Source organism: Bacillus clarus, from assembly GCF_000746925.1.
GTDB classification, from domain to species: Bacteria; Bacillota; Bacilli; order Bacillales; family Bacillaceae_G; genus Bacillus_A; species Bacillus_A clarus.
Window position 1 is genome coordinate 230916 of record NZ_JMQC01000011.1, and the last position, 21880, is coordinate 252795.

The 21880-nt window shown below is 30.8% G+C and carries 19 protein-coding genes and 3 pseudogenes; 6 read left to right on the forward strand and 16 right to left on the reverse strand.

Annotation, left to right across the window (positions count from 1 at the left end; translation table 11 throughout):
- Window positions 1-363: 363 nt before the first annotated feature.
- Window positions 364-1263: an alpha/beta hydrolase family protein gene (locus DJ93_RS29060; RefSeq protein WP_042985048.1), complete on the reverse strand. Its 900-nt coding sequence runs from the start codon at window positions 1261-1263 to the stop codon at window positions 364-366.
- A 142-nt stretch (window positions 1264-1405) separates the two neighbouring features.
- Window positions 1406-1708, reverse strand: coding sequence for a winged helix-turn-helix transcriptional regulator (locus DJ93_RS29065; protein WP_052109803.1), 303 nt, complete (start codon window positions 1706-1708; stop codon window positions 1406-1408).
- 555 nt (window positions 1709-2263) lie between these two features.
- On the opposite strand from DJ93_RS29065, the gene DJ93_RS29070 reads away from it, so the two are divergent.
- Complete coding sequence (locus DJ93_RS29070; protein WP_042985049.1) at window positions 2264-2614, forward strand: helix-turn-helix domain-containing protein; 351 nt, start codon at window positions 2264-2266, stop codon at window positions 2612-2614.
- A gap of 245 nt (window positions 2615-2859) precedes the next feature.
- Here DJ93_RS29070 and DJ93_RS29075 read toward each other — a convergent pair whose 3' ends face one another.
- Complete coding sequence (locus DJ93_RS29075) at window positions 2860-3993, reverse strand: AimR family lysis-lysogeny pheromone receptor (RefSeq protein ID WP_042985051.1); 1134 nt, start codon at window positions 3991-3993, stop codon at window positions 2860-2862.
- Window positions 3994-4814: 821 nt separating this feature from the next.
- On the opposite strand from DJ93_RS29075, the gene DJ93_RS29080 reads away from it, so the two are divergent.
- Window positions 4815-5279 carry a DUF5065 family protein gene (locus DJ93_RS29080; RefSeq protein WP_042985052.1) on the forward strand — a complete coding sequence of 155 codons (465 nt, stop codon included), beginning with the start codon at window positions 4815-4817 and terminating at the stop codon, window positions 5277-5279.
- 106 nt (window positions 5280-5385) lie between these two features.
- A pseudogene (locus DJ93_RS31915) lies at window positions 5386-5793 on the forward strand (DUF5065 family protein); the annotation flags it as partial.
- A 1405-nt stretch (window positions 5794-7198) separates the two neighbouring features.
- Here the strand turns inward: DJ93_RS31915 and DJ93_RS35070 are convergent.
- The 4 genes and pseudogenes from DJ93_RS35070 to DJ93_RS29090 all read right to left on the reverse strand — a co-directional run bounded on the left by DJ93_RS35070 (window position 7199) and on the right by DJ93_RS29090 (window position 11728).
- On the reverse strand, window positions 7199-8017 hold the full coding sequence (locus DJ93_RS35070; protein WP_181969270.1) for a thioesterase domain-containing protein: 819 nt from the start codon (window positions 8015-8017) through the stop codon (window positions 7199-7201).
- Between the two features lie 27 nt (window positions 8018-8044).
- A pseudogene (locus tag DJ93_RS35075) lies at window positions 8045-9787 on the reverse strand (amino acid adenylation domain-containing protein); the annotation flags it as partial.
- A 69-nt stretch (window positions 9788-9856) separates the two neighbouring features.
- Window positions 9857-11290, reverse strand: a pseudogene (locus DJ93_RS35080) (condensation domain-containing protein); the annotation flags it as partial.
- A gap of 6 nt (window positions 11291-11296) precedes the next feature.
- On the reverse strand, window positions 11297-11728 hold the full coding sequence (locus DJ93_RS29090; RefSeq protein WP_042985053.1) for a phosphopantetheine-binding protein: 432 nt from the start codon (window positions 11726-11728) through the stop codon (window positions 11297-11299).
- A 572-nt stretch (window positions 11729-12300) separates the two neighbouring features.
- Here DJ93_RS29090 and DJ93_RS29095 point away from each other — a divergent pair.
- A complete protein-coding gene (locus DJ93_RS29095) occupies window positions 12301-12756 on the forward strand; it encodes a DUF5065 family protein (protein WP_042985054.1) in 456 nt (151 codons plus the stop codon).
- Window positions 12757-13068: 312 nt separating this feature from the next.
- Here DJ93_RS29095 and DJ93_RS29100 read toward each other — a convergent pair whose 3' ends face one another.
- The 8 genes from DJ93_RS29100 to DJ93_RS29135 form a co-directional block, all read right to left on the reverse strand.
- A complete protein-coding gene (locus DJ93_RS29100) occupies window positions 13069-13323 on the reverse strand; it encodes a glutaredoxin domain-containing protein (protein WP_042985056.1) in 255 nt (84 codons plus the stop codon).
- 465 nt (window positions 13324-13788) lie between these two features.
- Window positions 13789-14148: a hypothetical protein gene (locus DJ93_RS29105; RefSeq protein ID WP_042985058.1), complete on the reverse strand. Its 360-nt coding sequence runs from the start codon at window positions 14146-14148 to the stop codon at window positions 13789-13791.
- A gap of 272 nt (window positions 14149-14420) precedes the next feature.
- Window positions 14421-15011 carry a hypothetical protein gene (locus DJ93_RS29110; RefSeq protein WP_042985059.1) on the reverse strand — a complete coding sequence of 197 codons (591 nt, stop codon included), beginning with the start codon at window positions 15009-15011 and terminating at the stop codon, window positions 14421-14423.
- Window positions 15012-15160: 149 nt separating this feature from the next.
- Window positions 15161-15382, reverse strand: a complete 222-nt coding sequence (locus tag DJ93_RS29115; RefSeq protein ID WP_052109796.1) for a hypothetical protein — start codon at window positions 15380-15382, stop codon at window positions 15161-15163.
- Between the two features lie 13 nt (window positions 15383-15395).
- Window positions 15396-15980: a sigma-70 family RNA polymerase sigma factor gene (locus DJ93_RS29120; RefSeq protein ID WP_042985061.1), complete on the reverse strand. Its 585-nt coding sequence runs from the start codon at window positions 15978-15980 to the stop codon at window positions 15396-15398.
- 50 nt (window positions 15981-16030) lie between these two features.
- Window positions 16031-16414 carry an ArpU family phage packaging/lysis transcriptional regulator gene (locus tag DJ93_RS29125; RefSeq protein WP_042985064.1) on the reverse strand — a complete coding sequence of 128 codons (384 nt, stop codon included), beginning with the start codon at window positions 16412-16414 and terminating at the stop codon, window positions 16031-16033.
- Between the two features lie 161 nt (window positions 16415-16575).
- Window positions 16576-17631, reverse strand: a complete 1056-nt coding sequence (locus tag DJ93_RS29130; RefSeq protein ID WP_042984887.1) for an N-acetylmuramoyl-L-alanine amidase — start codon at window positions 17629-17631, stop codon at window positions 16576-16578.
- A gap of 3 nt (window positions 17632-17634) precedes the next feature.
- Entirely contained in the window at window positions 17635-17895 is a 261-nt protein-coding gene (locus tag DJ93_RS29135; RefSeq protein WP_042985067.1) for a BhlA/UviB family holin-like peptide, read from the reverse strand.
- A 2334-nt stretch (window positions 17896-20229) separates the two neighbouring features.
- Here DJ93_RS29135 and DJ93_RS34545 point away from each other — a divergent pair.
- Window positions 20230-20355: a hypothetical protein gene (locus DJ93_RS34545; RefSeq protein ID WP_259300287.1), complete on the forward strand. Its 126-nt coding sequence runs from the start codon at window positions 20230-20232 to the stop codon at window positions 20353-20355.
- Between the two features lie 706 nt (window positions 20356-21061).
- Complete coding sequence (locus DJ93_RS32985; protein ID WP_161785283.1) at window positions 21062-21199, forward strand: hypothetical protein; 138 nt, start codon at window positions 21062-21064, stop codon at window positions 21197-21199.
- Between the two features lie 161 nt (window positions 21200-21360).
- Here DJ93_RS32985 and DJ93_RS29140 read toward each other — a convergent pair whose 3' ends face one another.
- Entirely contained in the window at window positions 21361-21807 is a 447-nt protein-coding gene (locus tag DJ93_RS29140) for a sigma factor-like helix-turn-helix DNA-binding protein (RefSeq protein WP_042985070.1), read from the reverse strand.
- Window positions 21808-21880 lie beyond the last annotated feature (73 nt).

Consider the following 21880-nt stretch of genomic DNA (forward strand, 5'->3'; position numbering starts at 1 on the left):
TATAGAAAAAAGTATTTGCAAATAACTAGCTATTCTATGTTGTTGTGATAGTAAATGTGGTCATTTAGTGGTCTTATAAAAGAAAAAAGCACACCACTATATAATTAGTGATGCACCTTCATTAATATAATGTGCAACATTATAGACAATTTATTGATTTTAAAAGTCTCATGTACTATCACTTGTCTTTAATATTACATAGTAGATCAAAATGGATTCTTCTTCAGCAGATTTAAGTTTGATTTTTATAAAAAATTTGATCATTTTCTACCAATGTTTATCAACAATCTCACTCTATTGTTGATAAACATTGAGATTTAGATTCATTCTCTGTTCTCGTTTTTTTAGAGACGTCACTTGTTATTATATATTCTGTAATAAGAATTCTGTAATCTCTTCATTTAGTTCATGCTGGAAATATTCTCGATTAAATCCATGTGGATCTTGTGACGGAAGAAAAGACTCATTTGTCATTTCTTTTGGAAATGGGCTAAGAAACGAAAAATGTCCTGCATTTTCAACTATTCTATATTGAATTTTAGTATTGTCAGTTATCCCTTTCAATATAATTTCTGCATGAAAATAAGGTGTAAATTGGTCTTTCTCCCCAACAAGCATTAAAACGGGGATGTTTATGTCTTCCAACGCACCTTTTGTTTTAAACCAAACTGAAGCTGGTGCTAAAAGAACTAAAAATTTTATTCTGTAATCAGGTGTAACATTGATAAGATGAGATTTCTCATCCGAAGACTCATAAGGGAACGAGGTTGGTACTCCTCCTGATGCTGCTAGTGCTGTATATCCCCCCATAGAATGTCCGATGACTGAAACAGAATCAGGTTTTAAAATCTTTGCAAAATCCTCACTATTAAAGAACCAATCGATCGCCATAGAAATATGTTTTGGCCTAATAGTTAGATTATCGATTGTACCTTCCAATGTATTATCGTTTCGATTATTGAATGGATGCTCAGGTATTCCTACAACAAATCCGTTACGAGCTAAGTGACGAGCAATCGTTCGATAAACTAATGGTGAACCACCGGTGCCATGAGATATTATGGCTAATCGAAACACACCTGCTTGAGATTCAGCGTTCTTCGAAACATGCAAACGATAAGGTCCAATGTTTTCCAATTTTTCAGGCGTACTTGTTGGATACATAACAAACATAGGAAATGTTATATCTAATTTTTCATCAAAAATCTCCACTCTTCGATAGCCAGCGAACATTACATCATTCTTTCCTATTTCTACATTCACCAAATTCATCTCCTCATAACCTTATTCAATAATACCGTAGCAATTAGTTAACTTATGTAGCTTTGAAATAAGGAATACACTAAAGAACACCCTATAGAGTAGATACTATGAAAATCTACTTTATAAGGTATAATTCCAATTATCAAACAAATTGCACAGCCTTTTGAAAACTATTTTTATGATCAAGGTACCTTGTTCCAACTTCACACATTTGGAGTAAAATCACTTCTAGTTCGATTCCTTTAGCAGTAAGAAAATATTCCACTTTAAGTGGTACTTGGTGATATATCTCTCTTGTAATCAATCCATCTCTTTCTAATTCTCTTAATTGTTTTGTTAACATTTTCGAGGTAATCCCAGGAAGTATACTCTTTAACTCACTAAAACGCTTTCTTTTAGTGATTAAATAATACATAATTAATATCTTCCATTTTCCACCTATCATATTTAGTAATAATTCTATTCCACAATTATAAGTAGCATCCTTCAAAATAATACCTCCTATTTATATATGTTAGGTTGGATTAAACCAACTATATATCCAACAACAACCATTATCAGTTATCTTTCCACTGAAATTTTAACATATAATCACAAGCTAAGTATACAAACAAATCCAAATTTTGAATTTATTATTATTATTGTAGAAAATTACTTAAGCGCCATTGTTTAATTTTAAAACAGAGCCTTTTTCTCCAATATAATTTTGAAAAACTTGAAGCTTTAAAGAATCTGCATGATTTCTTATATATAAATACTACACTCCCTATAAAACCAGTGGCAAGCAAAAAACTATTTTCATATGTTGAGAAAAAACAAACAGCTATCACCATCCCTGTACATTTTTAAATACCGTTTCTCATTTTCATTTCCATTAAATTTAAGTAAATCTGAGATTTATACTTTTTTGATAAAAATAAGAAACATTACTTGTAGTAAACATATTGTTTACTTTATAATTTAATAAACACTGGATACTTTCTATAAAGGGGGTTGAATTATGATCGGAGAGATAATTAAAAAACTAAGAAAAGAAAAGAATATAACTCAAGAACAATTAGGTAATGCTATTGGAGTTTCTAAAATGGCTATCTCTTATTTTGAAAAAGGGAAAAAAGCGCCTGGTCGTGAAACATTGGAAAAAATAGCTGACTTTTTTAATATTACAACTGATTATCTATTAGGTAGATCAGATGATCCGGAATTAACTGAGTTTGAATCTAAGGTTGTGACTGAAGAAGGAAATAATATTTTAAAGCTAATAGAAACCCTTCCGAAAGAAGAGCGTCAAAAAGCATGGGAACAATTAGAAATGTATGTTAACTATATAAAATCAAAAAATAACAGCTAAGCAAAAAGCTGCCTCATTAGGCAGCTTTTTGTTACCAATTTTTAATGCGTCACACTTTTACTATAATAATTTTTAAATATTAATTCATTATTTAAAGAGGACTTTTGCTGAGGATATGGAGGTAATAAATAAACATAAATCTTAAAATTTTGGTTATATAATATATATTGATTTTATTTTAATTGAAAGCTCTAATAGCAATATTATAAATATTCACATTAAGAATTTGTTTCCTCACCAAGAGATTAATTTAAACCTAAATATTTTTTTGGTAACTGTGAATAAAAAATATTCCCCGTTTCTTCACACATTTCTAATGATTTTTTTATTAATTTTTTATCTTCTCTAGCTAAACCCAGATACAAAGTTTGAAAGTCAGTAAGTTCTCCGGTTCGATTTGCTAAATGCATTAATAACTCTTCTGCTTCTTTATTTTTACCTTGCTTTACTTTTAAATATGCCAATTCTGCACAATGAATCCCCTCTTCTAAACAATCAATTTCTTCTCCCCAATAAATAAAAAGAAAATTCAATGTATTTTCGATAAGCTGCTTCTTTCTTGCAATTCCAAGGCTAGAAACACCTCCCAATACTTCAAGACTTTTTCCTAAAAAGAACTTTGCAGTTTTATAATCTTCAAAAATATAAGATTCTCCGATTTTTAACAATGCGTTTATTTTCGGAATTACAAAAAAATTATTACACTCAGATACATCTAAAATCTCTTTGGCAATTTCTCTTGTTTCATTAATATTTCCTCGTTGCAAAGAAATTATACATACAGCCTCTTTAAATCTAATCTCAAAACATGTTCTAATAAATTTATTTTTAATGTTTTTAATATCTAATTCAATTTCTTGTAATCGATTAAATAATAGCCTATAATTCCCTAAGTGATATAACATTTGACAAATTAAAATCTCTGTTAATATTTGCATTTCTAATGTTTTAGAGCTTTTATTTTTTTTCACGATTAAATTATACAATGTTTTAAATTCCCATTTCTCCGTGTACATTCTATAAATTAGATTATATACACTAGCCCATTCTTTATTACATGAAGCTCCAGTGTTCAATTCCTTATCAACAACTTGTTTTAATAGTTCGAAATCTCCCTTTAAAGCCAAGTACTCCATAGCTTCACGTAAATTTCTTAATTTATTTTTTTCTATGTATTTTTTTATCAAATCTCTTTTTATGGTCATATCTTTATACAAACAGTTTAATGTTTTAGAAAAATAACAGAACCTCATTTGTGTTCGCCCATTTAAAACATCTGAAACAATACTTTGGGTTACCCCCCAATATTCTGCTAATTCTTTATTTGTAATCTTTGCTCCATACAAATCGTTATTAATTTTTTTTAACAAAGCTTCCATCCTGTCCTCCTAGAAACGCAAAGATAAATATTTTCAATTACAGTTTAATAAGATATTTGTATTTTAGAATTTTTAAAATGTAAATCCATTTAACTATATAGAATAAGATATAATTATTCTATCATTTCAAAATGATTCCGCTAATTTTTTTGAGTAAATATGCAAAATTGCATATTTTAAACACAAGATATATATTGCTATTATAAAATATAAAAATTTATAATTTATTATCTATATTGAAAGTTTGTCTTCAAATAAAAAAGATAATATCGCAGTTAAAAGTACAACTTTTAATTCGGTCTAAATGTCTAAATATACCTAATATTACTACTACTTACTAGCAACCAATTTATTAAAAGAGAAAAATAATATACATCCTGTTTTATTATTTTAGTCTTGTAAATTAGATTTTTTAATTGTTTGCTATAATGCCTCTGCCAAACTCATTACATGCGGTTCACATAACATTCTAAAATGATATCAATCTACTTGAAATACTTCTACTGTCTCTCATGTATGACAGCCCTATTCCACATTGGTTGCTTATTACGATCTTTTTCATTTCACCTAAGCAATATCTTTTGTATGGTCCTGTAAAACATTAGAATGTACAAAGCATTTGAAATTCTTTAGAAATTAAATAAAAAGAATACACATTCCTAAAATCCCATTTTAATTTTTAGACTTTTAAATCAATTCACTTTATCTAATTCTCAATATATGGTACAATTACGTTTGTATAATTTATGAAGTTATAGATTTATTTTCCATTGTTTCAGTAATTATTTCCTTAACTAATTTGAAACAGGAGGTTTTTTAATATGAAGAAACTAAAGTCCGCAGTACTTATCGGCGCATTAACTATTGGTGGTTTTACAGCATCAGGAGTATTCTCAATACCAAATCAAGCATCAGCTGCAGCAGTAAAATCGTCACCTGTAGTGGACGATTGGAGATGGCAATCCTTTTTCCTACTTCATCACAATGCTGATTACCGAGCTGAGTTAGCTGTAGGCACGCTAAGGCATGGTGATACTTTTGATATTACATGTGAAGTTGGAGGCTTCGATAATGGTATTGTAAAAATATACCGTATAAATAGTATCGGTGATGGTATGGATGAGTTACAGCGATTTATAACAATCCAAGGCAAAGATACAGGTCAACACTTTAAGAGTAGATTCACTACACCTATCACAACTGTATATACACCAGGAAGCTATGTAGCTGTACTAAAAGTAGGTGAACATTACTATTACGGTGATGCGTTCGAAATTACGAAATAAACTATATTTTTATTTACTTGCAACTACTTAACTATAAAAAATCACTAGAGGGAGAAGTTAGTATGAAGAAACTAAGAACTGTAGTTTTAGCTGGGCATTAACATTTTGTGGCTTCACATCATCTCAAATATTTACAGAACCTCACCATGCATCGGCTGCTAAAGGTGTTTATGATGACTGGAGATATCAAGAATTTTTCTTAATTCATCACAATGCAGATTACAGAATAGAATTAGCAGTAGGCAACCTTAAACATGGTGATACTTTTGACGTCACAACTCAAGTTAGTGGGACCGATAAAGGTATAATTAAACTATATCGAGTCGATTATAGTGACAGCGATTATGGTGATTTACAACGCTACAAAACAATTCAACCATCAGATACGGGCAATCCCAATTACAGTAAATTTACTACACCTATTACAAATGTATACGAGCCAGGCAGTTACGTAGCTGTGCTAAAAGTAGGCGAAGATTACTATTACGGTGGAAAATTCACCATTTCAAGATAATTGACAGCCGACTCTTATGATATAGTCCCTTACACTTACTTGTTAGAGGGGCGACTCAAAATAATCATAGTCTATTCATATAACAAGCCATAATGTGAATTTCATATCTTTATTTCTTCTTGTAAGAATTATTTATTTAACGCTTTATCCAATAAAATTCGCCTTCCTCAAGTTTAGGAATGGAATAAACCGAAGTAGCGTCCTGGGAAACGAAAGGTTGCTTTCATCGTGAGGCTGTGGTTCCCTTAATTCAAAATTCGTTAGAATCGAAGTGGAGGATAGCTCACTTGCTTATACAATACCTAATCCTGGATGAATATTCCTTATAAAGAAAAACATAAAAAATCGCTCTTATCATTAACAAAAAGAACCACTTAAAAAGTGGTTCTTTTTGTTAATGATATAGCGATCAAGAAGTTCTTTCTATGCATAATATGATAGGTTGAATAATTGGAAGCATGAAACATGTTCACCTTAATTAATGCACCAGATTATTGTCGAGAAAATTTTTCCTTCTATTTAAACTATATGGTATGGTAACTGTACAAGTAGCCCACGAACCTATACGGTCTGTCGTGGGAGTAGTGATGGTACACTGCTGCACATCAGCGATACCAGAAACAGATTACATCCTAGTAGCAAAAACCCCACTGATGTTAGTCAGCCTCCCTCTTTAGGAGGGAGCTGTTAATTCTTTTATATTTGATGATAGAATAGAAAAGGTTATTGAATAAAGAAGAATTGATTAACAAATCCTGATTTTAATATACAAAAAGCACATAACAAAACAGGACTATTGGCTAATAAAACCCCTATCAATTATATATTCTTTATGTTACAAATCCTGTGTACCAATTACATATTTTGCGATACGAGAAAACTTTAATCTGCCTTTAAGCGTGGAATGAAAGTATCACTTTCATATAACAAAAACATTTTAAGATCTATTCAAAATCCTGTAAACGACCCTACAATGATTATGTTCTCTGAAAAATGAATATTGTATGCGGTTGCTCCATCAATTTCATTTCGTGCGTAAAACAACCTATGTCGTCAAGAACTAGAAGACGCTAAAACATAAAGAAGAATATCATAACAAACAGTACAGTAGCCCGCGGACTTTAGTCAGCTTTTCCTTTTAGGAGTGGACGTGTCAATTATAGATGTAATATTGTCTAATCTTGTAATTTAGTAATATCAGAAATACGTTCCCTTATTTATAAGTAGGAGATTTTAGTAAATTGTAATTATTTACAGCATCTATTCTCCTTTAAATTAGAGTTTATTAATTTAAATTTCAGACAGAAAGAGAATCCCACTGTTAAAATACTACTTTTAACAGCAAGATTCTCTTTTAAAATAATCTAAAAAGACTTAGACATACATTAGATACTTATAAATCCCCTTAATTAGTAACCTTCGAACTAGCTTTTTCAAGTGTCTGTTGCAAACCCTTTGCCAAACTAATTACATGAGGATCACGTAACATTGTAAAGTGATCTCCATCTACTTGAACTACTTCTACCTTTTCTGATGTATGACGACTCCAATCCAGGCCATCATATTCCCCATCTATTGCTTCAAAGAAAGTAATAGGAAGAGGTGCCATTTTTGCTTGATAACCATTTACCGCACGAAGTGTAGATTTCCAAGTACGGAGCCAGCTTTCCATCTGTTCAGTTGTGAAATCAGCGTTTACGATATCTGCTCTCTTACATAAATCCATTAAATACTGTAATTGAGCTTCATCATTCATATTTCGTAATTCCTCTATTGAAAGTTGCTCCAACTTCATACCAAAACTATTTAAAAGAGTATCACCGAAGAACCAAACCATATAAGCATCATCTAATTCAGGATTTACACTTGGAGGACAAATATCCATAATTGCTAGTGCATCTACTGTCTCTCCTTGTTTTTGAAGTTGATATGCCATTTCATATGCAATAGTACCGCCAACACAATATCCACCTATTAAATATGGTCCTTCCGGTTGATGTTTTTTAATTGCTTCAACATAGTATGCCGCCATTTCCTCTAAACAAGAAAATGGTTCTCGCTCACCATAAAGACCTGCAGACTGTAATCCATAAACAGGTTGATCTGAACCAAGGTCACGAGCTAAGTCTGCAAAACACATAACTTGTCCCATAGCTGGATGTACGATATAAATTGGAGGAAGTGAACCCTTAGAATTAATAGCGACTAAAGGTGACGTTGGCATGAAATCGTCGTCCCCACTAATAAGCTGTGCTAAGTGCTCGATTGTTTGCCCTTCAAATAATACCGATATTGGTAATTTTTTATTAAATTTCCGTTCAATTAATGACATAAGCTTAACAGCCAGTACGGAGTGACCGCCAAGATCAAAGAAATTATCAGTCACACCAATTGAATTAATATTTAAAAGATCTTCCCATATTCCAGCTAACTCCATCTCCAATGTATTACGAGGAGCAACCTGACCAGACTCTACCATAAAGTTACTTGTATCAGGTGCAGGTAATGCTTTACGATCAACCTTTCCATTTGTAGTCAAGGGTAGTGTTTCTAATTTAATGAATACAGAAGGTATCATATAATCTGGCAATTTCTCTTTCATAAAGGAACGCAATTCATTGATAGAAATTTCTTGATTTAATACAGGAACGATATAAGCAACTAAACGCTTGTCATGATTTTCATCTTCATGTACTGTCAAGACTACTTCACGAATGGTTGGAAAAGCACTAATAACCGATTCAATTTCACCTATTTCCATTCGGAATCCCCGAATTTTGACTTGTTGATCAATTCGTCCTAAATATTCAAGCTCCCCATTCATCGTATAACGTGCTAAATCACCACTTTTATAAAGTCTTGAGTTAGAATCAGAACTATACGGATTTGAAATGAATCGTTCTTGAGTTAAATCCAATCGATTTAAATAACCTCGTGTAACGCCAGCGCCACCAACATACATTTCACCTGAAACACCATCTGGAACTGGTTTCAAATTTTGATCTAAAACATATACAGATAAGTCCGGAATAGGAATTCCAATTATGCTTCCTTGAGGATTTCGAACATCTTCCCATGAGAGTGGTCGATAGGTAACATGAACCGTTGTTTCTGTGATACCATACATATTTACCAACAATGGATGTTGATCCCCATGACGTTCATACCAAGGTTTTAAACTAGCTAAATCTAATGCTTCTCCACCAAAGATAACATAACGAAGGGCTAGATTATCGCCAATATACTTCTCGTCTTCTTGCATAAGTTGACGGAAAGCAGATGGTGTCTGATTAAGTACAGTAACTTTTTCTTTGCACAATAATTCATAAAAAGATTCTGGAGAGCGACTAACCATATACGGCACAACTACAAGACGGCCTCCGTAAAGTAATGCCCCCCATAGCTCCCATACAGAAAAGTCAAATGCAAATGAATGGAACATTGACCAAACATCTTGATTACTAAAGTTATACCATTTTTCTGTCGATTTAAAGAGTCGTACTACATTACCATGCTCTACCAATGTTCCTTTTGGTTTACCAGTGGATCCCGAAGTGTAAATTATATACGCTAAGTTATCTTGAGTAACATTATTTATAGTATTTTCCTTACTCTCTTGAGCAATCAATGACCAATCGTTATCTAACTGAATTAATTTAGCATTATGCTCTGGAAGGTCAGATACATTACTTCCTTTACTAATTAAAAGTGGTATTTTTGAGTCCTCTAGCATATATGCGATTCTATCTTGTGGATATGCAGGGTCAATAGGGACGTAAGCTCCACCCGCTTTAAGGATACCCAAAATGCTAATAACCATTTCCATAGAGCGCTCTAAATAAACACCCACTTTCGTCTCATTTTCTACATTATTCTTCTGTAAAAAATGGGCAAGCTGATTACTACGACTATTCAGCTCACTATATGTTAAACGTTGATCCTCAAATACCACAGCTATAGTATCAGGTGTGCGCTTAACCTGTTGTTCAAACAATACATGCAGTGGTTGATCGCAATTATAATTTTTTAGGCTTGAATTCCAATCATTAATTAATGTCTTTTGCTCAGATTCTTGTAGTAATGATAAAGACCAAATTTTTTCATCTGGATTCTTCAAAATATTTTCTAATAAGGTCACATAACATTTTGTCATCTGTAAAATTGTTTCTGATTTAAACAAGTCTGTATTATACTCCAGAATTCCAACCAAACCGTTTTTATTTGGAGTAAAAGTAAGTGTTAAATCGACCTTTGATGCTTTACTATCTAATACTTCATAACTAGTAGAAAGTTCTGGCAACTCAGGTTGTAGGTTAAATGCATTCTGTAACACAAACATGACTTGGAAAAGTGGACTATAACTTGAATCCCTCTCTGGTTTTAAAACTTCTACTAATTTTTCAAATGGTATGTCTTGATTTGCAAATGCATCTAATGACATATCACGTGTTTGTTTCAAGAACTCACGAAAAGTAATATTTTCAGAAAGATCTCCACGAAGAACAAGTGTATTGGCAAAATATCCAATTAGCTCTTCTAAATCACTGTTCGTTCGGTTTGCAATAGGCGTACCAACACAAATATCTTCTTGACGGGAATAACGTCCTAAGAAAATTTGGAAAGCTCCTAACAATGACATAAACAAAGTTGCGCCTTCTTGTTTACTTAAATTATTTATTTTCTCTACAAGTTCTTTTGAAACTTGAAATTTATGACTTGCACCGTTAAAGGTTTGAACAGTAGGTCTTGGTAAATCAGTAGGTAATTCCAGAAGCGCGGGCGCTCCTAATAATTGTTTCTTCCAGTAATCCAATTGATGATTCATATTTCCACTTTCAACTTGATTTCGTTGCCATTCAGCAAAGTCACCAAACTGTACAGGCAGATCTTTTAACTCAGATGGTTTACCTTGGGAATATGAACTATAAAGCTGTTCTAATTCTTTAATTATGATTCCCATTGACCATCCATCAATAATCATATGGTGCATGACAAAAAGAAGAATATGTTCTTCTTCACTAATCTTAAATAAAGTAATTCTAATTAAAGGATCATTAGTAAGACAAAACGGCTTATTAACTTCTTCATAAATTTTTTCCCATTGTCCATCATTAGACATCTCTTTTAAATTACTGCTTATCATTGAAATATGAAAGTCTTGATTAATATTTTGAACCGGTTCTCCATCTTCAAGTGCTATTGTTGTTCTTAACACTTCATGTCTCTTAATAATTTCATTTAAAGATTGCTCAAGTACTTCAACTTTTAGCAAACCCTTTATATGTAAAGCCATAGGAACATTATAAGCTGTTGTTTGTTGCTGGAATTGCTCTACGAACCAAAGTCGCATTTGTGAAAATGACATTGCCGCTTTAAGCGGATTTTTTCGGTTGGGAATTTTTTTTGCAACTCCCCCTAAAGAATTTTCTTTTAATACTGCATCTAATACCGCTCTTTTTTTACCGGATAATAATAAGTTTATCTTAGTAGAAGTCATCTTAATTTACTCTCCCTTTTTCATAAGCAATGCTTCGGTTTCTTCATCTGATAGTTCAGACATTTCAACCAACATTTTAGATACTTGTTTAACTTTTTCCCCAATGTCCGGAAGTTCTGAAATCGCTTTCGAAAACTCTACCACCGTTGGTGCATCAAAAATATGTCGAAGTGGAATATTTACTCCGAATACCTCTTGTACCCTTGTATTAACTCTTGTAGCAAGTAAAGAATCTCCGGCTTCAAAGAATATGTCTAATACACTGAATTCATCCAAATTTAAGACTTCAGCCCATATTGTAGCGATTACTTTTTCTACAGGGTTACTTTGAATAGTCTTATCGTTAATCCGATTTTCAAACGAATCCACATCTGAAATTTTGTCTAGTCTAGAATCTTTGTTTTCAGATAACGGTAAATCTAATTTTGTAGCAGTCATCCAACATGACCTTCCTTTCGCTATAAACGGAATTAAAACTAAAAATTCATTTATAGAAATATATAATTTCCATAAAATTTCAAATTACCTTTCCCTCTTTTTACATTTTAAATTCCATTTTATTAAAATATATGGTTAATATTTCATAATGATATTACATTTTTTGGAGTTTTAAATCAACTGTTTTTTCAATAAATTAAAAAAAAAAATTCTTTTCTAATTTTCAAGGGTTATTAATTGTTTCATTCCCTTTTTTGTTATTCTAAAATTATTTATAAATTCAAACAACTGTATTTAACCTTGAAAAATGCACTGATTACTATATGAAAACGAACTTAATCTAAAAAATTACTACCATGGTGAACTATTGAATCGAGAATAGATGAAGCACGTAATGAAATATATAAGAAATAGGGCTACTTTTCTAAAGAGAACAGGGATGTCATTAATACTTGAAAGTTATGAGATAGATTTCTAAAAATGAAAATATATACAAAAATTAATAGAAAACGGTATATTCGTGTGTGATTTTACAAAAAACTGTATATTATAATTTATTGGGGGTAAAAATCATGAGGCTAGGAAAATTCGCACTTATTGGAACATTGACATTTGGAGGTTTTACAGCAGTTGAGATGGTTCAACCAACTACACAAGCTGCTGCTGCTTACCAAGAACCCTATACAGCACCAGATAAAGATTTATGGGGATTCACTAATATTCGAGAGTTATCTTATGCAGATACGCAAACTTTAGGTGTAAAAGATTCTTATGAATCAGGTGATGCATTTTACTATACTCAAGATACGGTAAAAACAGATAATCGAGCTATTGTAAAAACCTTTAAAATACACTCAGATGGCTCAATGCATCGATATAAAACAATTTACCTAAGTTTTGGTGAACCTCACCATGTATACCCAGTATGGATAACTGAATTTACAAATACATATACTTCTGGAAAATATGTAGCTGTTTTCCGCGACGGTTCCGAATTCACATATAGTAAACAATTTCAAGTTAACTAATAAATTATAATTCTATCAAAGGACAGGCACTTTTAAGAGTGCCTGTTCTCAAGCTGTGGAGAAAGTCTTCTCCACAGCCTATTTTTGTGTCTAAACATCAATTTGAAAAAGAGAGAAAAAACAATATTGCATACCGTTACTGACAGGTTTTAGCAAAGTTAGTTTCAAGTATCTGATGCTGAAATTAAATCTATATAGGGTACGATTGAAAAAAGTTAAGAACCCAATTAACAATCATTAAATTTATCTTCCATGATGAAAACTATTGTTTTTAGGGTTCTGGTGCAAAAACTCTAAAGCTTATATTTAGTATTATTTTTTTGGCTTTAACATTTGCTCATAACTTTTAGAATTGAAACTAATTATTTTTGTTTCTGTTGGTCGTTTATAGTCTTTAATAATGAGTACTGGAATACTTGGTTCCTTATATTTCACAAACTCTTGCAGATTCGCTTCATCTGCAACATCCTTCATAATATATGGAATAGAATTTTCTTGTAACCATACTTTTGCATCTACACAAGTTTTACATCGATCATTTCCATATAAAACAATTTCTTTTTTCATTATTTTCCCTCCTGATATCTGCTAAAATTTACAAAAAGAAAAGTATATATTGGAAATTAAAATGAAACTTCATCCTAGTTTTAAATTTGTAAGTCTTATTATTTTTAAAGACGATATATATAATAGAATTTCTAACTGACGTTTGTAGCTCTTTTATTCTTCTTTTCTCTAAAAACTTTTCCTTCCTACCTTAAACACTTTACTATACTAAGATTCCCAATTTCCCTTAGAGTAAAGCTCTTTGTTCTACAGTTCTTCTTACCTCATAAAGATACAGAAAAAATAAAAATTTTTTTTATAACTTTAATATTCCATTCTTTTTTTATTTTGCATTTATATTCTCTTATATTTTTTATATCAATTCCCTAATTCAATAACCGCTCTTATATTCTGTCTGAGCGATAGTATGAAATAGATAAAAAGCGAAGAGAGCTTTTCTTCTCCCTTCGCTTTCCCTACAATTTATTAACGAGCAACATTAAATGCATAAGTATTAACAAGTCCATTATAAGATGGATTAGCTTGAGATTGATAACTCATTAATACGCGATAAAGTCCACCCTGAAGACCAGAAAGGCTCAAAGCCTTAGTAGGTGTTTGATGATTAAAAGTACCAGACGCTGATCGTTGGTTCATCCATGTAGAGCCGTTATGTCGTTGCAGATAAAAAGTATATGAAAAGTTCGGTGCTACTGCATTACCATTCGGACCTTGGATTCCGCCTCCGTTAAAAGTACAGCTTACATCAACAGAAGTTGCACCTTTAGAATAAGATGTTGCATCAGTACATAAAGTAAAAATACTAGTGTTTGCATTACAAGGCATAATAAAAACCCCTTCCCAAATTCAGATTTAATTTAACACAATTTACCAATGTCGATAAAAGTAATATTTAATCCGACCACTTAGTAAATTACGCTCTTATCTAATAAAGTTAAGGACAAGTGAAAAAAATAAAAAAAGATGTCAAATTTTTTATAAAGAATTCGACACCTTTTTTATTTTTGTTATTTCATTCCACTTCAAATTCTATTAAAACTCTGAAAAGGACTTCCTTTTAACTCCCTACAAGACCCTATATCTCTTGCCTTATCTTATTACTCTATAATAGTTAGTTCAAAATTTATCTCTTGTGGGTTTGAGTTCATTTCTTTTATTGTTACAATGCTTCCAACCTTTATTTTTTTATCATTTACAACTTTTATCATTTCTGGTGGCACATTACCACCATTATTCTCTTTATTCAAAGGTAACCATTTAACTGCCTTATCATTCGCTTCAATAATTTTATATTTAATTGTTCCATCGTATTTTATTTCACCAACAACATCTTTCGTTATAATGGCTTTATATTGATTATTCGCAGTTTTTTCAAAAGATACATAATCACCCACATCAATACTGCCATTTCTTTTAGGGCCCTTCCATGAAGTTTCAATTATATCATATTTATTTATTTCCACAGTATTATCTTTTTTTCCATGATTGGCATCCTCTAGACAAATAACGTCTGTTTTAATTTTCGCAACTATATATTCTTTACCCTCACTAACCTTTTCACCTTGTTCTTTCTTCTTTTCCATTTCCAAGTTTTCTACTTGTTCCTTTTTCTGTTTTGTAGGTTTATTTTCACTACATGCTCCTAATAAAATAGTGGATACTCCAATTATTAATAATAATTTCTTCATTACACTTTCCCCCTAGTTTTATAGCACATAAATTGATATTAACATAATTTTATTAATTCTTACTAACTACGCACTAATTTAAATACCTATCAACTTATAACCATTTTGCTTGGGGTTATCAATACAATACAGTCCACTCTTCTTCCCTTTTAATTATTTGTACCAGAATCTAAAAACTGAAAGAAACCAGTAACTTCCAATTTATTAATAACATCTATTTTTTTAAATATTTCCATCTTAATCTCTTGTTCTAAATCCTCTCTTTCTTGATAGGGAGTATTATGTAAACAGCTACGAATTTTAAAATTGAAAAGTTGTAAGACCTCTTCATAATTACAACTACTTAAAATTTCATCCTTTAATTCTACCATAAATTATTTCACCTCATATTAATTGTGATTTGAGTTTTTTCAAAGCTTGTTTATGATTATAAGAAATTGTCTGCTCTGATTCCGATAGAATTCGTGAAATTTGTTTATTATTGTATTGATGAACATAATATAAATTTAATATTTTCAGCTGCTTTTCACTTAATAAATCTAAACCTTTGTATAGCAATTCGTCTGTTATATGCTCTTTTAAGTCAGTTTGATTTTCTTCGAATTGCATATAAGTAATATCTGTTAAATCATCGTTCATTAGTTCCAAGATAGTTGTATTATTCTCCCCTTCATTAGTAATTGATTTATCTAAATTTAATATATTTCTCTTATTATTAGTGGAAACTTTTTTATCAAAACCTATAGAATAAAAGTAAATTAAGTTACTAATATAACTTATTATTTTTACTTTTTTAAAATGAACTTTAAAAGCCTTATCTAGTAACTGTTTGTTGTCATTGGTTGGTTGTTCTATAACATTAAGAAATAACCCATAATTATCTGAATTCCCCAGAAAATTCTGCATGATAGGATCTTCTAATTTTTCTTGATACAAATTATATAAATTTTCCACATTTTTGTTGTTCAAAAAAATAACCTCCCAATATTTAAAAAATACTCTAAGGATATAAAATGTTTTTAAATAAGTCCTAAAGCAATTGCAATTAACCGTAAAGCACTTTTCTTTCTTTTATAAAATTTATCTCTGTTCATTAATAATTTGTCGTAAATATAATCATCATTACATTTCTTATTACTTAGATACTTTATACCAATAATATTACGTTGATCTTCATCTAACCCTTTACACAGTACTCTTTCAATCTGTTCAAATTTCATACGATTAATATTTTCCATCTCATTCATTTTAGAAAATAAAATAACTCCTTCTCTTTTTTGTTCAGCTACGTTTTCAAAGTATATCTTTAATGCACGATATTCTTTTAAAATATTAATTACTTCCTTGTGAACTTTCTTTTCTGTTTCCTTATCAATTGTTGGTATTAGAAATAATTGTTTCAAACAGAATTCCCCCTTGTATTGGATAGAAAAAAGATTTAAAGAATAAATACTTGATTAAAAAATTCATATAATCATAGTTTTTTATGTACAAAACATTAAAACACTTCAAATACTTATAACAAACTAAACAAGAGCAATGCCCAGAGGACATTGCTCTTTAATCAGTATTTGACTTCTATATAAGATGAGCTTGCCGTAATATAAAATGTCATATTTTTGCTATTATGAACTTTATATTGTTTGGAACCATTTACTATAATCTCAGCATCTATAATAAAACCTTCTCCAACATTTACAACACCAGCAACATCTTTATCTTCCCAAGAAGGCGATTTATAGAAGCGTAAATTATCTACCTTAGACACCATACGGTGTCCTACAATTGATGAACTCACATTCTCCTTTGTATCGAGCCTAATATAGGATGGATCATATTTTATCCATTGATTTTCTCCAAGGTTTAACCATCCATTTTGTTCACTTAATACAGCATAAGATTCTGGCTTGTTTACCTGACGAATGACTGAATAACTTGTCCCAGGTCCTTTTCGTAAATTAATATTTAATCCTTCTATATATACAACTTTATTAATCGAAGGTACATTTACTTCTAATGATTCCGTAGAATTAGATCCATCATTAGAATGACCGTATGCCCGCTTTACATCAGAACGAAATTGAGACTCAGAAACACCGTGATTTAATAAATAAGCCAAAGGATCTTCATGTGTTGTACCCCCAAGATGTCTACGGACATCATCGTGTGTCCATAACCCTTCTTCTACCGATAATCCCTGATTACGTAAAATCATCGCAAGTAACTTCACATATTTATCGTAGGAACGCTTGAATTTATCATAATCAGCAGTTTCACAAAGCTCTACATGTACAAATCGACTATTTGCATTTGGACCTGCACCATATGCAATGTACTTTGTATCCGCAATTTGAATTGTTTCATTCCAATCTACTGCATAATGTACAAAAGCTGAATGCCATGTACGAGTTTCATATCTTTGAATATTGATAGCTGGCGCTTCCGGTGTCGCTGTACTGTGCGCAACAACACCTTCATATGCACCTACACCATTTCGATAAGGAATTTTCGGTAAGTTCTCTATAAAAAGAGTTCTATCAGCAAAAGCACCTGTAGTAAAGCTTACTAAAGACATAAATGTCATAAATATAAAGGTAAATAGACGTGATATTTTTTTCATAAATCAGTTATCTCCTTTTGTACCCAAAATTTGTTTGATTTCAGATACATCTTTAGATAGAGCACCAAAAGCTTCAGCTTGCTTAGTAATAACAATTTGATTTTCTGTGATTGTTTGCTGATATCTATCTTCCCGCTCTTTGTTTTCCTGGCGTGTTGATTCTAATAATTCTTTACTCTCTTTCCTTGTTGAAAATAGCAGCCAAACAAATAAGGCGCCAAAAGCACCTTGTGATAGCATGATATTTACAATCTGTTCTTCCATTATATTCATCCCCTTTTGTCAATAAAAAATAGAAGCTCGTATATGCTTCTATTTTTTAAACTATATTTTGTTAAATATTTGAAATCCATTTCACTTTACTATTTTTAAGTATTTCTAGTTGTTTATTTAGCATTTGTTATACTTTAGAATATTCAAATTCAAATAACTGTTCATTCCCTACAATACAAATAATTTAAATATATCAGTTATATGAAAGTGATACATGTTATCATGGATAAAGAATTGAAAAATATAAAATACACTTTCATTTTGACAGACTTAGTAATAAAATCATTAAGCTAAATACATTCCAATTTAACATTAAAAGAACAACGTTAATTCCATACCTGATCAGAAAAGAATAGGATTAATTTTTCATCCTTTAAATCCACTTCTACCTACTAATATTATACCAATAATTAATCAAGTGCAGTGTGACATAAGTGTAGCATGAGTGTATCATCTATTTATTTTCAGGTTCATTCTTTCAAAATGTACATTATTACTTTCAAATTTCATTTCAAACAGATTGTACCCCAAATACATATAAAATTATATAATTGTGATAGATCCCAAACGAATAAGGAATTTCTTTATAACCTGGTTACGGATTAAAAACAACGTTTTATCACTATATCCTATCCTCAAAGAGCATTTATCAATTGTCCAGTTATAAAAATATCTATATTTAATAAAATCTCTTTCTACTTCTTCGACATTTTCTAATGCATTATCAATTGCTTCTATTTCTATTGTTACATCAATTGATGTTGCTCTTGCACTATATGAATTGACATCTATACACACTCATACGTAAAAAAATTCATAAGGTGAACTACAACCCATAAATATCATCTCCTATAAAATAATCTATCTTTCTCTGTAGAAGCTTGTACTAGAATCTCCGCAATAGCATATTACGAAAAAACATTGCTTTTTCGGGCTACTATGAATAGCTTAAATTTCTTCAATTCACATACCTAGCCTCTAATATTTAAAATTCAAATATAAAATTACTTTAATTCTCCCTAGTACTGTTATTCATAGTTTAACTTGTTAGAAGTTCATAGGATCCTAAAAAACATCTAAGATATCACACTAAAAACTTTATCCGAAAGAATTCTCCTTCCTCAAGCATATCTAAAGTAATAACACAACGCTAGGCAGGAAATGCATTTCGCTTTAGCACAGACAAAAGGCTTTTAATAAACTATGCACACAAAAAACTTTGATAACTTGATATAACAGGCTACAGGGAGAAAATAAAGTTGCTCCGTTCCTACGTAAAATATCAATCGTAAAAAAGAACATCTAATTATTGGATATCTAGGAATGGAATAAATCGAAGTAACAGTTAGAGAAATGAAAGATTGCTTTCGTCCTGGAACTAAAAAATCTTCACTTCAAAATTCGTTAGAATCTAGATGATAGGTAGTTCACTTATCCATTAGGATAAACATATTATTAACTTAATCCCTTCCCTATATCATTTCTTTTTACAGCCTACCTAAAACTTAATTGTCCCTATTTATGTACATTTTAAAATTGATATTTACATCTTCTCATTTTTAAGGAAAAAGACTTCTATTGGAAAGTCATAAAAAAATAAATTCTTTGTCTAGTATCTTAGAAAAACCAAATGGTGTTTGAGAAAAACTAAGTGAATATCTTAGAAAAACTAGAGGTAGTTTCTGAAGGAAACACTAACAATACTAATATTAACAAAAATAACTTAACAAGAAATATTTACTATAAAACTACTCATTCTAGGAGTATATCTTATATATATTATGTAAAAATATAAAGTACTAATATCTTCTTTCCAGGATATGATTTCTTCGTTTTTATGTCATGTCCCTACACTAATAGAATGATTTTCATTTTTATGTGACAAACAATAAGAGGTGTATAGATTTAAATTTTTTTAAAAATACTCTTTATAACTTAAACTATTTATTTTACTATTTTTTCTCTTTTTCTTTAGTAATTGGTGTAATTGCTGTTTCTTAATATAGTACATTTTGATTAAATTTCATTTAAAATTTTACAATTGAAGAAATTATATTGAAAAAAATCATGTGAACTAGAGCACATACTCGGCCATTAGGCCTTATATTGTATTTTTCACGAAGGGATGGGTAAACTGAATCTTTCTGTTTATAGGGAAAGTATATTGGTTATCAATTAAAACTATCATTCCAAAAATTCCTCCTAGATGTTTTATTTATTCTACTTCCGTATCACTTATTAAAATAAAGATTACCCTGATTTATACCAATAAATAAGCTCTATTAATACAAAGTATAAACTACAATATTTTGAGGCGAAAACAAAATGGAAGGATATATTCATGGTGGTTACACTTCACAAGTAAGTGATTGGACCGATGCGAGTTATTACACTTCGGGTGCTACAACAGTAGATTTCACACAATTAAACAATGCTCCAGGGTACACATAGTATTATGACATTAACTTGGAACGCCTTGTGAATAAGAAGTGGAATGTAACTGATTCGATCACTGGACATTTTGCTCAAAGTGCTACCCGTTCATTCAATATCACAGACAATGTACCTGGGGATTACCAGTAAGAGGAATTTTTTTGAAAAATAGAAACGCTGAGTACACAAATTTCACTAATATTTTCAAGATTTACCGATAATGCAAGGATGGCGTTAAAATATCTTAGAAAAATGCCTCCGAATGTACTATCTGCATTAACTCCCAAAGAGCTGGCCAAGTATCTTTTTCAATCAAAGAAACCTATCAGCATATCATTCTGGTAGAATACTTCTCGCATCATCTTATTACAAGTGATATATGAGGCAGAGAAAGCAGATTAATATACAAGCCTTAAACGGTATGGGGAATCCTCGTTTGCTACAAAGCGGGGATTCATCTCTTTTAAAGCGGTATCAAGTTCTACTATTTTATCCTTTTACAATCTCTTCATATATTTTCTAAAGGAAATCTCCACCTTGATGATGTTGATAGGAATACGTACCTTACGATTAGATTGCACAAACAAAACATTGTTAGTTAGTAAATTTATACCTTTTACTAAAACTACAATCTAACTTTAGTCACTATATTATATAGAAGATGAGCTTATAGTACTTTGTCTAATCTCCAATCTTTTGTATTATTGGAGATTAGAGTGATGACATGAACAAAATTATTAAACTCAAAAAGAACGCAAAGAAAAGCGTGAGACAGTCCATCCCCATCATCGAATCGATTTATATGGAAGATGCTGAAGTCAAAGCTGACAAGGATGAGGTAAAAAGAAGTGTCGAGGGATAACGGTAGACAAAGGGAAAAAGCACTCAATTGAGTGCTTTTTTATACCAAAACAAATCTTTGATTCAAAAGATATAGTTTACATACATATTTTTTAAAATTATACTATACTACAAAGTGTAAATTTGTAAGTTATCTCTAATAACATATATCGTTACTTACAATTAATGAAGCATATTTTTTTCATCATATCGTTTCATTTTACTACTCACTCTTCTAATATGACTATGGCTATAATTTAGTACTACAGCAATTTGTTTCAAATTCATTCCTTTAACATCACGATAATACATAATACGTTTTTCTAAGTCATTCATACTTTCCATCACGTCTGTAACTTGATTCATTACCTTTTGTTTCTCCTGTACCATCTCCGTTAATACATTAATTTTATCAGCAATCTTATTATGCCTAGTATGAATTTCTACTAAATCTAACGGTATTTGTCCACCTTGTACACGTTCTTTTGTATAGTCCACCACACTATTGAATTTTGGGGCGCCCATGACCATATTTTTCATCAGAAACTTATGTTCTATCTCTAAATCTCGGATTTGAATCTTCAATATTTCGATTTCCTGTGCCAAGTCCTTAAGAAAAAGTTGTTCCATTATTAATCCTCCTATTAGCCTCTTTTCTTTTTAGTCAATAAATACTATTTTTCACACTAAAATGTACTTAATC

Bases quoted from the DNA above. Each gene is read 5' to 3' on its own strand.
- DJ93_RS29065 (WP_052109803.1), bottom strand. From the start codon at position 1,708: ATGATAGGTGGAAAATGGAAGATATTAATTATGTATTATTTAATCACT.
- DJ93_RS29070 (WP_042985049.1), top strand. From the start codon at position 2,264: ATGATCGGAGAGATAATTAAAAAACTAAGAAAAGAAAAGAATATAACT.
- DJ93_RS29075 (WP_042985051.1), bottom strand. From the start codon at position 3,993: ATGGAAGCTTTGTTAAAAAAAATTAATAACGATTTGTATGGAGCAAAG.
- DJ93_RS29080 (WP_042985052.1), top strand. From the start codon at position 4,815: ATGAAGAAACTAAAGTCCGCAGTACTTATCGGCGCATTAACTATTGGT.
- DJ93_RS35070 (WP_181969270.1), bottom strand. From the start codon at position 8,017: ATGCCAACGTCACCTTTAGTCGCTATTAATTCTAAGGGTTCACTTCCT.
- DJ93_RS29090 (WP_042985053.1), bottom strand. From the start codon at position 11,728: ATGACTGCTACAAAATTAGATTTACCGTTATCTGAAAACAAAGATTCT.
- DJ93_RS29095 (WP_042985054.1), top strand. From the start codon at position 12,301: ATGAGGCTAGGAAAATTCGCACTTATTGGAACATTGACATTTGGAGGT.
- DJ93_RS29100 (WP_042985056.1), bottom strand. From the start codon at position 13,323: ATGAAAAAAGAAATTGTTTTATATGGAAATGATCGATGTAAAACTTGT.
- DJ93_RS29105 (WP_042985058.1), bottom strand. From the start codon at position 14,148: ATGCCTTGTAATGCAAACACTAGTATTTTTACTTTATGTACTGATGCA.
- DJ93_RS29110 (WP_042985059.1), bottom strand. From the start codon at position 15,011: ATGAAGAAATTATTATTAATAATTGGAGTATCCACTATTTTATTAGGA.
- DJ93_RS29115 (WP_052109796.1), bottom strand. From the start codon at position 15,382: ATGGTAGAATTAAAGGATGAAATTTTAAGTAGTTGTAATTATGAAGAG.
- DJ93_RS29130 (WP_042984887.1), bottom strand. From the start codon at position 17,631: ATGAAAAAAATATCACGTCTATTTACCTTTATATTTATGACATTTATG.
- DJ93_RS29135 (WP_042985067.1), bottom strand. From the start codon at position 17,895: ATGGAAGAACAGATTGTAAATATCATGCTATCACAAGGTGCTTTTGGC.
- DJ93_RS34545 (WP_259300287.1), top strand. From the start codon at position 20,230: ATGGAAGGATATATTCATGGTGGTTACACTTCACAAGTAAGTGATTGG.
- DJ93_RS32985 (WP_161785283.1), top strand. From the start codon at position 21,062: ATGAACAAAATTATTAAACTCAAAAAGAACGCAAAGAAAAGCGTGAGA.
- DJ93_RS29140 (WP_042985070.1), bottom strand. From the start codon at position 21,807: ATGGAACAACTTTTTCTTAAGGACTTGGCACAGGAAATCGAAATATTG.